This is a genomic window from Cellulomonas sp. URHB0016, from assembly GCF_054057935.1.
The window spans coordinates 4,115,681-4,129,171 of the sequence record NZ_JBSRZU010000001.1; the positions used below are offsets into that span (position 1 = coordinate 4,115,681).

Sequence of the window (13,491 nt, forward strand, 5' to 3'; positions counted from 1 at the left end):
GCTGGCGACGCGGTGAGGGACCGTGCGGACGTCGATGGGCGTGCTGGGGGAGGTCATGCGGTCGACTCCTCGGTGAATGCGCCCTTGAGCAGGGCGGTCGTCGTCTCGGGCGCGAGGCCCAGCGCGCGGGAGGCGCGGACGACCTCGGTCAGCGCGGAGCGCAGCGGGGCGTAGTCGAGGGCGGCGTGCTCGCTCACCACGGCGCCACGGCCGCGGCGCAGCTCGATGAGGCCCTCGTCGCGCAGGTCCTGGTACGCCCGCAGGACGGTGTGGAGATTGATCTCGAGCGCCGCGGCCAGGTCCCGCGCGGCGGGGAGCCGGGTGCCGGGTGCGAGGTCGCCGCGGGCGACGGAGGCACGTACCTGGGCGGCGAGCTGCGCGAACAGGGGCTCGGTCGAGGTGGGGTCGATGCGCAGCAGCACGACGGCGACTCTAGTTGTTAGGCGACAACTAGAACAAGTAGGCCGTCAGATGTAGATCGCCGGGTCGTCGACCTCGACGTCGAACGCCGCCTTGGAGGGCCGGAGCCGGATCTGCGCCGGTACGCCCACCGCGATCGCACCGGACGGGACGTCGTGGATCACCACGGCGTTCGCCCCGATCTGTGCACCCGACCCGATCCACACCGGACCGAGGATCTTCGCGCCGGCGCCGACGACCACGTGGTCGCCGAGGGTGGGGTGCCGCTTGCCGTGCCGCATGGTCTTCCCGCCGAGCGTCGACCCGTGGAACAGCACCACGTCGTCCCCGACCTCGGCCGTCTCACCGATGACCACGCCCATGCCGTGGTCGATGAACAACCGGCGGCCCAGCCGGGCCCCGGGATGGATCTCGATGCCGGTGGCTGCCCGCGCGAGCTGGGAGACCAGTCGCGCGGGCAGCCGCAGGGAAGGCGTCCGCCACATGTGGTGCGCCAGCCGGTACACCCACACCGCGTGCACCCCCGGGTACGCCAGACCGACCTCGAGCATGCTGCGGGCCGCGGGGTCGCGGTGCCGGGCAGCCTCGAGGTCCTCCCGGAGGACGGCGAAGAAGTGGAGCGGCTCGGACATGTGGATGGGTGCCCCCGTCGGCGTGGCTGTCGTGGTCCTGTTGCTCGCGTCGCTCAGTCGAGCAGGTCGGCGTACAGCACGGTGGACAGGTAACGCTCACCGAACGAGGGGATGATCGCGACGATCAGCTTCCCGGCGTTCTCGGGGCGGTGCGCCAGGAGCGTCGCGGCGTGCAGGGCGGCACCGGACGAGATACCCACCAGCAGGCCCTCCTCGGCAGCAGCCCGGCGGGCGACGGACACGGCCGTCTCGGCGTCCACGTCGATGATCTCGTCGTAGATCGTCGTGTCCAGGATCTCGGGCACGAAGTTCGCGCCGATGCCCTGGATCTTGTGCGGGCCGGGGGCGCCGCCGTTGAGGATCGGCGACTCGGCCGGCTCGACGCCGACGATCTGCACGCCCGGCTTGCGCTCCTTGAGCACCTGGCCGACGCCGGTGATGGTGCCGCCGGTGCCGATGCCCGCGACGAGGATGTCGATCTCGCCGTCGGTGTCGGCCCAGATCTCCTCGGCCGTCGTGCGGCGGTGGATCGCCGGGTTGGCCTCGTTGGCGAACTGGCGGGCCAGGACCGCACCCGAGCGCTCGGCGACGATCTCGTCGGCCTTGTTGACCGCACCCTTCATGCCCTCGGAACCGGGCGTGAGGATGAGCTCCGCGCCGAACGCGCGCAGCAGGAGGCGCCGCTCCTTCGACATCGTCTCGGGCATCGTCAGGACCACCTTGTACCCGCGCGCCGCACCGACGAACGCGAGCGCGATGCCGGTGTTCCCGGAGGTCGCCTCGACGATGGTGCCGCCGGGCTTGAGCTCACCGGACTGCTCGGCGGCATCGATGATCGCGACACCGATGCGGTCCTTGACGGAGTTGGCGGGGTTGTAGAACTCGAGCTTGCCGACCACGGTGGCGGGGGCGCCGTCGGTGATCTTGTTGATGCGGACGAGCGGGGTGTTGCCGATGAGCGCCGTCGCGTCGTCGTAGATGCGTGCCATGGTTCCTCTTCGGTCGAGCCGCCGGGTGGTCCGGCGACGAGTGGGGGGACGTGGTCCTGCGAGGACGGGAGTACCGCGCGCCGGGCTCGGGAGCGACGTCATGCGGTGGTGGGGCCGCGGGGCGAGCGCTGGCGCACGGGGCGCACCCCGGTCGGGGGCTTCCTCACGCGGAGGAGCAGCCAGCGCTCTACAGACAGCGACAACAGGCGCGCGCCGCGGGGGCGTGCGGGGCGGAGGCGGCGGTGCTGTGATGCACGCTCATCGCCCTCCTTCTGTGCCGCAGCCACCAGGTGTGTCACCGGTGCCGCAGGTGGGGCCGCACGGATGCGCGACCGCAGTCGGGCCGACCGTAGCGCCTGCGTGGCGGTGGGCGCAAAGGTTCCCCGCCAGATGGACACCACAGGGCGTTCGCGCTGGTGGTGCGAGGGCCGGGCCACGGACCGGCCACGGACCGGCCGGGGGCGTGGGAGCCTCCGGCCGGTCCCGCGCGGTCAGCCGGCCGGGTCGTCCGTCTTCTTCACCGTGAGCGCGACGGTGCTCCCGGCGTCGACCTCGCCCGAGGTCGGGTCCTGGGTGACGACGACCCACAGCGTCGGGTCGTCGATGGTGCGGCCCTGGCCGGTGGCATCGGTGGCCTCGACCTGGAGGCCGCGCGCCTCGAGGGTCTCCTGGGCGGTCGCGAGGAGCAGGTGCGTCTGGTCGATGACCTCGACAGAGCCGGAGTCGGTGGTCACCTGCGCGTCCGCGGTCGACGTCGTCTCGGCTGCCGAGTCGTCGCCTGAGCTGTCGGACGAGCACCCGGCGAGCAGTGCGGCGCTCGACGCGAGAGCCAGGACGAGACTGGCGCGGGTGATGGACTGCTTCATGGCGTAGCCCCCTGGGGAGATCGTGGCAGATTGCCTCCGGGCCGTGACGGCCACGGGATGCGGGCGAAGCCCGCGACGGCCGCAGGACGTCGCTGTGCGGCACGGTCGACCGTAGCGGCGACCACTGACACGAGTCGTGCTCATTTGGGACCCGCCGGCACAGGTCTGACCGGCCGCGCCGCCCACGGCGGCGGGAGCCGGCCGGGCGGCGGTGTCAGGACCGCGAGAGGTCGGCGTGCAGGCCCACGCCGGCTGCCGCGGTCGCGACGGTGACGTCGAAGAGGACCGCGTAGTCGTCGGCGAAGCCGCGCAGGTGGCCGAACAGCTCGGCCGAGACGGCCCCGACGAGCGAGCAGAACAACGTGGCGGAGCGGGTGGCGGTCCTGAGCTCGTCGTCCGGGAGCGGATGGGCATCGACCCGGCCGAGTGCCGCCACCTGGGGGCTCACGGCGCCGTGCGGGTCGAAGTCCGGTCCCGTCGGCTCGAGCCCGCCCTCGGCCACGGCCTGCCTGAGGATCCCGGCGATCACGCCCCACAACCGCAGCGCGGACGCCACGGTGTCGTCAGGTGCGCGGTAGCCGCGCACGGGTGTCCCGTAGACGAGCTCGAAGGCGTACGGCTGGGCGAGGGCCCACCGGCGGACGGCCCGGGCGACCTCCAGCCACGCCTGCGAGGGCGCGGTCCCTGCGGCGCGGGCGTCGGAGGCGGCCGCCTCGGCGACGGCGCCCACGGCGTCGTAGGTCTCGATGATGAGCAGCGTCAGGAGCGCGTCCCGCGACTCCACGTACCGGTACACGGCCGAGGACGTGACCCCGAGGTCCCGGGCGACGGCGCGCAGCGAGAGCGCGGCCGCACCGTCGGCCTCCAGCCGGACGCGCGCAGCCGCGAGCAGCTCGGCCATGACCTGGGCTCGCGCCCGCTCGCGCGCGCTCGCCGGGACGGACTGCACTTCCGAGGGCGTCATGCGCCCAGTGTGCCGGGTGCCGCCGCCGCGTGCGAGCACTGATCTCATGTCGGAGCACCGCTCTTGTGCTCGGTGGGCCATTCGTGCAACTGTGTGCCCACAAGAGAGCATCGCTCACAATAGAGAGCAGCGCTCTCGAAAGAGGGAGAACAACTGATGGCGCGTCACGTGGTCCTCGGCAAGGGTGCGGTCGGCTCGACCCTGGTGAACCTGCTCGTCGAGCGAGGGGAGTCGGTGCTCGTCGTGAGCCGCTCGGGCGGACGGGGTGTCGTCGACGGTGTCGAGCACGTGGCGCTCGACGCGACCGACGGCACCGCGCTCGCCCGTGCCGCCGCGGGTGCGGAGGTCCTCTACAACTGCGCGACCCCGCCCTACCACCGGTGGCCCCGGGACTGGCCCCCGCTCATGGCCGGCGTCCTCGACGCCGCCGCGGCCACCGGAGCGGTGCTCGTCACCGCCGGCAACCTCTACGGGTACGCGACGGAGGGCGCCGTCATGACCGAGGCGTCGCCGCTCGCGGCCACCGACGCCAAGGGAGCCGTGCGGGCCGAGATGTGGCGCCAGGCGGAGCGGCGTCATCGGCGGGGCGAGGTCCGGGCGACCGAGGTGCGCGGGGGCGACTACCTCGGACCGCTCGCCGACTCGCAGGCGCACGCCGGGCCACGGCTCCTCGGCCCGGTCCTGTCCGGGAAGGTCGTCCGGACGCTCGTCGCCGTGGACCAGCCGCACAGCTGGACCTACCTCCCCGACTTCGCCCGTGCGCTCGTCGCCGCCGGCGCCACGCCCGAGGCCTGGGGGCGCGCCTGGCACGTTCCCACGGCCGAGCCGCTCACGTTCCGTGAGCTCGCCGACCGCTTCGCCGGCGCCGCGGGCGCGCCGCCGGCTCGCGTGCGCCCCCTGCCCGCCGGCGCCGTGCGCGCCATCGGGCTGGTCGCGCCCGTGGTCCGCGAGATCGCCGCTGTCGGTGACCACTTCTCGCGCCCCTACGTGATGAGCACGGCGGCGTCGGAGCAGGTCCTGCAGACCACGGCGACACCGTGGTCGACGGTCGTGTCGGAGACGCTGGCAGCCCGTGCGGCATCCGTCGCTGCGTGACCTGGGGACGGCGGTGTGGTCGGCTCGGGCACCGTTCAGAACTTCGGTGCCACGACGTCCGGGAAGGACTTGCCCGCGTCGAGCACCAGTGCCCGGGCCTTGTCCACGTAGCCCGCCCAGTAGGCCACGGTCGCGGTGTCGGCCCTGACCACGTTCAGCACCTGGAGCGCACGCTTCACGGCGTCCGAGTACACGTTGAGGTTCCGGACGGTCTCGTCCCGGTAGACCTTCGCGCCACCGGCGGAGATCCCGGTCGCGGCGGCGTACTTCAGCTCGTACGCGTACGACTGGATCTCGCGCAGCGCGTCGTTGAGCGCATAGCCCGGGTGGTCGTTGACCTTGTCGTCCAGGCTCTTGACCTTCGCGGCGTCGAAAGGCGTGCTCCCGAGGCTCAGGTGCTCCGTCCTGTCCGGGCCTTCGACGGTCTCGAGGTTGTGGACCCACATGTCGCGCCCATCCACGTGGAGCTCGTCCGGCTGGTCGGCGCTCTGCAGGGCGTGCACGAACTCGTGGAAGATGACCGAGCGGAACCGGCTCGCCGACGTGAGCGCCGAGTCGCCGAACGTGATCGACACGCCGTCGGCGTGCGCGACGGTGACCGCCGAGTCGCCCAGGGAGGCGTCGGACCTGACCTCCAGGCCGACGGCCGCGCCCCCGCCTGTTCCCAGCAGCACCGAGGCGCCGTCGAGCGTGTCGGTCATCCTTCCCTTGCCGGTCGCCGCCTTGAGCACAGAGCGGAGGCGGGTCTGTGCGTCGAGGGCCAGCGCGGCCTTGTCCGGGTCCTTCTTCCTCGACGCGCCGAAGGTCGCGAAGGCCTCACCGAGGGCGGAGATCACGTCGTTCATGTTCTGGTGGACCGCGGGCTTGTCGTAGGCCTCCGTGCGCTGGACGACGACCTCCGGCCCGCCCCCGCTTACGAGACTGCTCACCCCGGTGTTGCCGACCAGCCGCTGCAGCCGGAGCAGGTCTCCCGACGTGATGTGCCCCGAGGTTGCGGGCAGCCCCCGCGTGGAGAGCCCCGGTCGGCGTCGCCGAGGTGGGAGGACGACGAGTGCCGCGCGGGCGGTCCGCGCGGTGGCACCCAGGCGGTCGTGCGTCCCGTCCACGTCGCTCCCCTCGCGTCGGCAGGTCGTACGCCGTCGACGCCGGCCGACGTCCGCCCGGTGCTGTCAGGCGTCTCGACGCGCGAGCCGCAGCACGGGGATCGTCCGCGTCGTGCGCTCCTCGTAGGAACGGAAGCCCTCCGACAGGGCGGTGAACCGGGCCCAAGCCGCATCGCGCTCGGCGCCGGTCAGCTGCGTCACGCGGACCGGCACCGTGCCGTCGTCCGGTGTCTCGATCTCGACGTCCGGGTGCGCGAGCAGGTTGTGGAACCAGGCGGGGTTCTCCGGTGCACCGGCCTTCGAGGCGGCGACGAGCCAGGCACCGTCACCGTCCCGGATGCCGGCCACCGGGCTGACGCGCTCGGTGCCCGTCCTCGCCCCGCGGTGGTGCACCAGGATGAGGCCCTTGCCGAACCCGTTCGTCTGGACGACGCCGCCGTTGGAGCGGAACTCGTCGATGATCTGCTGGTTCCAGTCGCTCATGCGCTCAGTGTCGCGCCGGCCGGGGTCAGCCCGCGACCCGTCGTCGCGCGGCGACCTCGCCCGGTGTCGACGAGGGTTGCGCGCGCCGGTCCACCTCACCGCCTGGATGACGACGGTGCGGTCGTTCGTCGGGGCGAGCGCGCTCGACGAACGGAGCGACGAGCCCGCCTGCTCGCCGCTACCGCTGCCCGGACGGTTCTGCCGTCCAGGCCGGCCCGGTGGTGTCCCGCACCGTCAGCGACGTCGCCAGCTCGACGTGCCGCGACGGCGGGTGTGCTCCCGAGGACATGGCGAGGACCGTCTGCACGGCCAGCCGTCCCATCCCGTCCAGGTCCTGGCGGACCGTCGTCAGGGCGGGAGTGGTCCACGCCGCCTGCGGGGTGTCGTCGAAGCCCACGACGCTCACCTGGCCCGGGACCTGCACCCCGAGCCGGTGGGCCGTGGCCAGCACCCCGACGGCGATCTCGTCGTCGGCCGCCATGACGGCGGTGGGCGGTGCCGTCATGGTGAGCAGGTCCCTGGCATGCCGGACGCCCGTGTCGACATCGAAACGGTCGCTCCGCACCAGCGTGGGGTCCAGGTCGATGCCCGCCTCGTCGAGGGCCGCGCGATACCCGTGGAACCGGTCCCGGGCGGCGTCCGAGGTCTCCGGGCCTCCCACCCACGCGATGCGTCGGTGGCCGAGCGCGATGAGATGGTCCGCTGCAGCGCGGGCACCCGCCCAGTTGCTCGACCCGACGCTGACCATCCGCCGGTGCCGGGCGTCGACGGGGTCCACCATGACGAAGGGCAGCCCGGCGTCCGCGGCGGCGCCCAGCAGCGCGTCCGGCTCGGACAGGGTCAGACCGACGATCCCGACGGCACCGGACGAGCGCTGCTCGGCGATCCAGGCCCGGGCTGCCGCACGCTGCGTGCGGGCCGCTCGGTCGGGTGCCAGACGGGTGAGCAGGTCGAGGTGGGCGTCGGTGGCCGACGCGAGGACCCCTTGCAGCACGTTCAGGACGTAGGGCGACGCGGGGATGTCGAAGACCACGGTGAGCGCTCGGCGCGCGTTGCCCGAGGCCGCCGGCGAGCCGGCCCGGTACCCGAGCTCCGCCACGGCGGCGAGCACCCGTTCCCGCGTGCTGGTGGCCACGTCGAGGCGCCCGTTCAGCGCCTTCGAGGCGGTCGCCGGTGACACACCCGCTGCCGTCGCCACGTCGGCCAGCGTGGGCTTGCCCCGCTGCGGACGACCGACCATGGGCCGAATCCCTTCGAAACTGTTTTCGCTTCCCGGCAGGCTGCGTCCCTCTCGCCACCGCCCGCAGTGTCGCCTACCCTAGTCGCGCCGACCGACCAAGGTCGAAATCTTTCGACATCCTTTCGGAGCTCCGATGCCTTCCTCTGCCGAGCCGTCCCTCCTCCAGATCGACGGCCGGGTACCGGACGAGCGCGAGCTCAGGCACGTCTGGAGCGCCTGCCTCGGTGCGGGCCGGGCGAACGAGGTGCTGCGCGCCGACTGGCAGCACCACTTCCGCGAGGCCGTCGACGTGCTGGGTGCGCGTTACGTGCGGTTCCACGGCGTCTTCCACGACGACATGTTCGTGTACCGGGTCAGCGACGGCGGTGGCTTCGGACCGCCCCAGCCGCTGGCCGAGCCCCTCTACACCTACTCCTACGTCGACAAGGTGTTCGACGCCGTCCTCGCTGCCGGGGCCCGCCCGTTCGTGGAGCTCGGCTTCATGCCCAGCGAGCTCGCCACGCAGACCGGGACGGTGTTCTGGTGGAAGGCGCACGCCAGCCCGCCGCAGGACATGGCGCGATGGGTAGAGCTGGTCAGCACGACGGTCCGGCACTGGATCGAGCGGTACGGCATCGACGAGGTCCGGGAATGGCGCTTCGAGGTGTGGAACGAGCCGAACCTCGTCCCGCACTTCTGGACCGGCACGCGGACGCAGTACTTCGAGCTGTACGAGGCCACGGCCCGGGCGATCAAGGACATCGATCCCCGGCTCAGGGTCGGCGGACCGTCGACGAGCGTCTTCGTCCCGGACGCCCGCTACGACGGGGAGACGGAGGACAGGTCGGCCGAGGTCGGGACCGCCGAGACGACCGACCCCGACGCGCTCCACTGGAAGCCGGTGTGGATCCACGAGTTCGTCGACTGGTGCGCCACGCGTGACGTGCCGGTCGACTTCCTGTCCACCCACCTGTACCCCACGGACTACGCCTTCGACGCCGACGGGCAGGGACACCCGATCGAGCGGCACGTCGACGCGACCTACGACGACCTGGTCGTGATGCGCGCGATCATCGACGGGAGCCCGTTCCCGGACGCCGAGCTGCACATCAGCGAGTGGTCCAGCTCGCCGTCGAGCCGGGACCGGATGCACGACACCCTCTTCGCCGCCACCTACATCACCCGGGCGTTCCTGCGGGGCGCCGCTCTGGCGGACTCGATCTCGTACTGGACCTTCACCGACGTCTTCGAGGAGGGCGGCGCCGGCATCGGTCCGTTCCACGGCGGCTTCGGTCTGGTCAACGAGCAAGGCATCCACAAGCCCACGTTCCACGCGATGGCGATGCTCGCGCGGCTGGGGGACAGGCTGCTGTCGTCGACGCCGCACGGGGTGGTCACGCGCCGGAGCACGGACGGAGCGTTCGCCGCGGTCTTCTTCAACTACCCGGACGACATGGGCACGACGGCGATCGGCTCGCGGATCACCTACGAGGCGACACGCCCGCTCGCCGACAAGGGCCCGACCCGCGTGGTCCAGCACACCGTCGGCGGGCTCGCACCAGGGACGACGCTCGCCGTCGAGGTGCTCGACTGGGATCACGGCAACGTCGCCGAGGCGTGGCACCAGATGGGCGAGCCGCTCAACCTCACGCCGCAGCAGACACAGCGGCTCCGCGACGTCGCCGACGGCCTGCACCGTGACACCCTCGTCGTCCCCGACACGGGGGTCCTGGAGCTCCGGCTGGAGCTGCGTCCGTGGGCTGTCGTGTCGGTCGTGCAGGACCTGCGGTCGCCCTCCGTCAGCCCGTGACCGAGCCGGGTCCCCCCTGGTCGCCGCCGCGGTCCCGCAGGTGGACGGCGGGCGCCTCGTCGTGGCTGCCGGGAGGGGCTCTCGTGGCTGGGACGCCAGCCCGTCCGCGGACGTCGGAGCGAGAGGCGCCACCGCCGTCGTCCCGGGCTCGGGGGTCGGGTGTTCCGAGGCGGCAGATTTTAACGATATTATCTGCACCCTCGCGGCGCGGCGGTCGGACGGTCGAGGCCTCGCGGGGTCTCCCGCCTGACACAATGCCCGCAGGAGGATGCCGATGGTGAGGATGTCTGACGTCGCGCGCGAGGCCGGCGTGTCGGTCATGACCGTCTCGAACGTCCTCAACGACCGCCTCCCCGTCGGCGCGCCGACCCGCGCGCGGGTCCTGGCCGCGGTGGAGTCGCTCGGGTACGAGGTGAACCTCACCGCCCGGCACCTGCGGGCGGGACGGACGGACACGGTCGCCCTCATCGTGCCGAGCTTCCACGACTACTTCGGCGAGGTCGCCGACCAGATCGCGCCCCTCGTCGAGGAGCACGGGCGCCACCTGGTCCTGGAACGGACGAGCGCGAGCCCCGAGCACGAGATGGAGTCGCTGAGCGTCGCCAGGCTCCAGCTGTACGACGGCGTCCTGCTCTCCGTGGCCGGTCTCGATCCCGAGCAGCTCGGACGGGTACGGACGTCCAAGCCGATCGTGCTCCTGGGGGAGCGCGACGTCCCCGACCACTTCGACCATGTCCGGCTCGCGAACGAGCAGGGGGCGCACCTCGCCACGGCCCACATGATCGAGCGCGGCTCCCGCCGGATCCTGGCGCTGGGATGCACGCTCGACCGCGCCCACATGATGTCGTCGGACCGTCGGCTCGGCTGGGAGAACGCGCACCGGGAGGCCGGCCTCCCCGTGGACGAGCGGTACGTCGTGCCGGTCCCGTCCTTCTCCTCGCACGGTGCACGTGGAGCCGTCCTCGACGTGATCGCGTCGGGTCTGCCGTTCGACGGCATCTTCGCCGCGACCGACGTCATCGCCCTCGGGGCCGTCGCAGGGCTCGCCGATCGAGGGCTGCGCGTGCCCGACGAGGTCCAGCTCGCAGGGTTCGACAACCTCGACGTCTCGAGCTTCGTCCCTCCCGGGATCACGTCGGTGGACCCGAACCACCGCGGGGTCGCGCAGCATGCCGTCCGTCTGCTGGACCAGCGGATGGCGGGCGGCGCCGGGCCCGCCGAGCATGTCGTGGCACCGGTCAGCCTGGTGGTGCGCGGGTCGACGCGGGGCGGCGGGTAGCCGGCACCGACGCACAGCGCCACCGTGCGCGCGGCATCACCTGTCCCCGCCGCGCCCGCAGGAAGTCATCGAGAGGAACACTGTGAGCACGATCTCGACCGCCGTCATCGACCTGGACCTGCCGGGCCCGACGATCTCCCGGCACGTCTACGGCCACTTCGCCGAGCACCTCGGCCGTTGCATCTACGGCGGGTTCTGGGTGGGCGAGGACTCCGCGGTGCCGCACGTGCGGGGAATTCGCTCCGACGTGGTGGACGCCCTGCGCGCGATCGCGATCCCGAACCTCCGGTGGCCCGGCGGCTGCTTCGCCGACGACTACCACTGGCGTGACGGCATCGGCCCGCGGGACGCCCGGCCCCGGATGGTGAACTCGCACTGGGGCGACGTGGTGGAGGACAACGCGTTCGGCACGCACGAGTTCATGGACCTGTGCGAGCTGCTCGGAGCCGACCCGTACGTGTCCGCGAACATCGGTTCGGGCACGGTGCGGGAGATGAGCGAGTGGGTCGAGTACCTGACCCGTGCGGACGACTCGCCGATGGCGGCGCTCCGCCGGGACAACGGGCGTCAGGAGCCGTGGCGGGTCCCGTTCTGGGGCCTCGGCAACGAGGCGTGGGGCTGCGGCGGGAACCTGCGCGTGGAGCAGTTCGCCTCGCTGGCCCGCCAGTACGCCACCTACGCCCGCGACCAGGGCGGCAACACCCTCCTGCGGATCGCCGCCGGGGCGGCTGACGCGGACTACCACTGGACCGAGACGCTGATGCGCTCGCTCGGCGACCTCGCCGCCGACCCTGCTGCCCCCGCGGGCCCGTTCCAGGCCGTCTCGCTGCACTACTACACGATGAGCGGCCCCTGGTCCGACAAGGGTGCCGCGACCGTGTTCACCACCGACGAGTGGTACCGGACGATGGCGCGCGCCCACTACATGGACGAGCTGCTGACGCGGCACTCCACCGTGATGGACCGTCACGACCCGCACCGCAAGGTGGGGCTCGTCGTCGACGAGTGGGGCACCTGGTGGAACGTCGAGCCTGGCACGAACCCCGGGTTCCTGTACCAGCAGAACACCCTGCGCGACGCCCTCGTCGCCACGGTCCACTTCGATGCCTTCCATGCCCACGCCGACCGCGTGGTCATGGCGAACATCGCCCAGACCGTCAACGTGCTGCAGGCGATGATCCTCACGGACCCCGACACGGGCGCCCTCGTCCTGACGCCCACGTACCACGTGTTCTCGATGAACGTCGGCCACCACGACGCCGCCGCGCTCACCGTGCACCTGCGCGACGTGGAGACACGTGACGTCGACGGCACCGCCCTGCCTCTGGTCTCCGCGTCCGCCTCCGTCAAGGACGACACCGCGCTGGTCTCGCTGTCGAACCTCGACGCCGACGCGGCCCGCACCCTGGTGCTGGACCTGCGGGGCCGCGACGTCGTCGGTCACACGGCACGCGTCCTGACGGCGCCCACGCTCGACGCGCACAACACCCCCGAGCAGCGCGACGCCGTGGCGCCCGCGCCCCACGCGGGGGTCCGGGCCCACCCGCGGGGCCTGGAGATCGACCTGCCGGCGCACTCGTACGTCACCGTCGCGCTCGAGCTCGGCTGACCGCGGACACGTCCCGGCGGTCGTGACCGGCGCCGCCGGTCGAGCCAGACGACATCACGCCGTCCTCCGGCGGCAGGCCGCGCGGAGGACGGCCCGCCGCCGCCCGAACCGGCGCTGCCGAACCGGCGCTGCCCGAACCGGCGCTGCCCGAACCGGCGCTGCGCGAACCGGACGGGCCGGCGGTCGGGCAGGTCCACTCGCGCCCGCGGGCAGGTCCGAGCGCCCTCGCGGGCACCGCGGGGGACCGTCCGGGCACGGTGCGGCCCCTCCGGGCACCACCGCGTATCAGGGGTCCGCACCCGCGCCTCGTCCAAGGTCGGCAGGGTGCGGCACGCCGAGTTCCTCCGGTGCCGCACGCACTCGTGGCCGCCCGGCGAGCCGGGTGGTCGGGACGGAGGTGCTGATGAGGATTCCCCGGTTCATGGTCGCGGCGGCTCTCGTCGTGGCCGCCATGGCGATCCCCGCTGCGGCGCCACCGTTGGACCCGCTGCCGTCCGGCATGGTCGGCATGGGCCATGAGGGGTACGAGATCAAGGGCGTCCACGACGCCCGGCTGGGAGCCGACGGCGTCCCGGTGATCAGGATCCATCGCGGGGACCGGCTCAGCTTCCAGAACGACTCGCGATGGGTGCACATCATCGGTCCCGGATCTCGCGGGCTGCTCACCGATCCGGGGCACGGGGCCATGGCGGCTCTGAAGATGCTCGAGGAGAACGACGTGTACACCACGCCCCCGTGGACGACGGCGGGCACCTTTCTCCTCACCTGCACCGTGCACCCCGAGATGAACGCCAAGGTCGTCGTCCTGCCCTGACGGGTGCCGTCCACAGAGCCGGCCGGTCACCAGATCGGCCACCGCCATTCTCGCTGCGAAGGGAGGTAACGCCATGAAGTCTCTGCTCAAGAGCGCCAAGCACGCGAAGTACGTGCTGGGTTCGCTGTCGGCCGTCATGTTCGCCGTCGGCGCCGGGAACGGCTTCTGACCGTCAGCCCAGACTGTCCGCCCGGGCACCATCCGGGCG

13 protein-coding genes are annotated in these 13,491 nt (G+C 72.4%); 5 read left to right on the forward strand and 8 right to left on the reverse strand.

Translation table 11 applies throughout. The annotated features are described in order from the left end of the window. Positions 1-53: 53 nt before the first annotated feature. The 5 genes from ACVW07_RS18955 to ACVW07_RS18975 all read right to left on the reverse strand — a co-directional run bounded on the left by ACVW07_RS18955 (position 54) and on the right by ACVW07_RS18975 (position 3,871). Entirely contained in the window at positions 54-422 is a 369-nt protein-coding gene (locus ACVW07_RS18955) for a GntR family transcriptional regulator (protein ID WP_456820747.1), read from the reverse strand. A 45-nt stretch (positions 423-467) separates the two neighbouring features. Beyond that, positions 468-1,052 (reverse strand): serine O-acetyltransferase EpsC, encoded by a 585-nt coding sequence (gene epsC / locus ACVW07_RS18960; RefSeq protein WP_456820748.1) that lies wholly within the window; start codon positions 1,050-1,052, stop codon positions 468-470. Positions 1,053-1,105: 53 nt separating this feature from the next. Beyond that, entirely contained in the window at positions 1,106-2,041 is a 936-nt protein-coding gene (cysK, locus tag ACVW07_RS18965; RefSeq protein ID WP_456820749.1) for a cysteine synthase A, read from the reverse strand. 491 nt (positions 2,042-2,532) lie between these two features. Further along, complete coding sequence (locus tag ACVW07_RS18970) at positions 2,533-2,907, reverse strand: PASTA domain-containing protein (RefSeq protein ID WP_456820750.1); 375 nt, start codon at positions 2,905-2,907, stop codon at positions 2,533-2,535. A 214-nt stretch (positions 2,908-3,121) separates the two neighbouring features. Then, positions 3,122-3,871, reverse strand: coding sequence for a TetR/AcrR family transcriptional regulator (locus ACVW07_RS18975; RefSeq protein ID WP_456820751.1), 750 nt, complete (start codon positions 3,869-3,871; stop codon positions 3,122-3,124). Positions 3,872-4,027: 156 nt separating this feature from the next. Here ACVW07_RS18975 and ACVW07_RS18980 point away from each other — a divergent pair, with 156 nt between their 5' ends. Next, the gene (locus ACVW07_RS18980; protein WP_456820752.1) at positions 4,028-4,966 is read left to right on the forward strand and encodes an NAD-dependent epimerase/dehydratase family protein; all 939 of its coding nucleotides are present in this window, start codon (positions 4,028-4,030) and stop codon (positions 4,964-4,966) included. Positions 4,967-5,001: 35 nt separating this feature from the next. On the opposite strand, the gene ACVW07_RS18985 is transcribed toward ACVW07_RS18980, so the two are convergent. The 3 genes from ACVW07_RS18985 to ACVW07_RS18995 form a co-directional block, all read right to left on the reverse strand. Continuing rightward, positions 5,002-6,072 carry a hypothetical protein gene (locus ACVW07_RS18985; RefSeq protein WP_456820753.1) on the reverse strand — a complete coding sequence of 357 codons (1,071 nt, stop codon included), beginning with the start codon at positions 6,070-6,072 and terminating at the stop codon, positions 5,002-5,004. 63 nt (positions 6,073-6,135) lie between these two features. Then, positions 6,136-6,552: a nitroreductase/quinone reductase family protein gene (locus ACVW07_RS18990; RefSeq protein WP_456820754.1), complete on the reverse strand. Its 417-nt coding sequence runs from the start codon at positions 6,550-6,552 to the stop codon at positions 6,136-6,138. Positions 6,553-6,730: 178 nt separating this feature from the next. Beyond that, a complete protein-coding gene (locus ACVW07_RS18995) occupies positions 6,731-7,792 on the reverse strand; it encodes a LacI family DNA-binding transcriptional regulator (RefSeq protein ID WP_456820755.1) in 1,062 nt (353 codons plus the stop codon). Between the two features lie 133 nt (positions 7,793-7,925). Here ACVW07_RS18995 and ACVW07_RS19000 point away from each other — a divergent pair, with 133 nt between their 5' ends. From ACVW07_RS19000 to ACVW07_RS19015, 4 genes are all read left to right on the forward strand, one after another. Further along, entirely contained in the window at positions 7,926-9,581 is a 1,656-nt protein-coding gene (locus ACVW07_RS19000; RefSeq protein ID WP_456820756.1) for a GH39 family glycosyl hydrolase, read from the forward strand. A gap of 274 nt (positions 9,582-9,855) precedes the next feature. Continuing rightward, positions 9,856-10,860: a LacI family DNA-binding transcriptional regulator gene (locus tag ACVW07_RS19005; protein ID WP_456820757.1), complete on the forward strand. Its 1,005-nt coding sequence runs from the start codon at positions 9,856-9,858 to the stop codon at positions 10,858-10,860. Between the two features lie 82 nt (positions 10,861-10,942). After that, complete coding sequence (locus ACVW07_RS19010) at positions 10,943-12,469, forward strand: alpha-N-arabinofuranosidase (protein ID WP_456820758.1); 1,527 nt, start codon at positions 10,943-10,945, stop codon at positions 12,467-12,469. 403 nt (positions 12,470-12,872) lie between these two features. Then, complete coding sequence (locus tag ACVW07_RS19015) at positions 12,873-13,283, forward strand: cupredoxin domain-containing protein (RefSeq protein WP_456820759.1); 411 nt, start codon at positions 12,873-12,875, stop codon at positions 13,281-13,283. The last annotated feature ends 208 nt before the right edge of the window (positions 13,284-13,491 follow it).

Excerpts from the sequence above, each read along its gene's own strand:
- cysK (WP_456820749.1), bottom strand. The coding sequence starts at position 2,041 with ATGGCACGCATCTACGACGACGCGACGGCGCTCATCGGCAACACCCCG.
- ACVW07_RS19015 (WP_456820759.1), top strand. The coding sequence starts at position 12,873 with ATGAGGATTCCCCGGTTCATGGTCGCGGCGGCTCTCGTCGTGGCCGCC.
- epsC (WP_456820748.1), bottom strand. The coding sequence starts at position 1,052 with ATGTCCGAGCCGCTCCACTTCTTCGCCGTCCTCCGGGAGGACCTCGAG.
- ACVW07_RS18970 (WP_456820750.1), bottom strand. The coding sequence starts at position 2,907 with ATGAAGCAGTCCATCACCCGCGCCAGTCTCGTCCTGGCTCTCGCGTCG.
- ACVW07_RS18995 (WP_456820755.1), bottom strand. The coding sequence starts at position 7,792 with ATGGTCGGTCGTCCGCAGCGGGGCAAGCCCACGCTGGCCGACGTGGCG.
- ACVW07_RS18980 (WP_456820752.1), top strand. The coding sequence starts at position 4,028 with ATGGCGCGTCACGTGGTCCTCGGCAAGGGTGCGGTCGGCTCGACCCTG.
- ACVW07_RS18975 (WP_456820751.1), bottom strand. The coding sequence starts at position 3,871 with ATGACGCCCTCGGAAGTGCAGTCCGTCCCGGCGAGCGCGCGCGAGCGG.
- ACVW07_RS19005 (WP_456820757.1), top strand. The coding sequence starts at position 9,856 with ATGGTGAGGATGTCTGACGTCGCGCGCGAGGCCGGCGTGTCGGTCATG.
- ACVW07_RS19000 (WP_456820756.1), top strand. The coding sequence starts at position 7,926 with ATGCCTTCCTCTGCCGAGCCGTCCCTCCTCCAGATCGACGGCCGGGTA.
- ACVW07_RS18990 (WP_456820754.1), bottom strand. The coding sequence starts at position 6,552 with ATGAGCGACTGGAACCAGCAGATCATCGACGAGTTCCGCTCCAACGGC.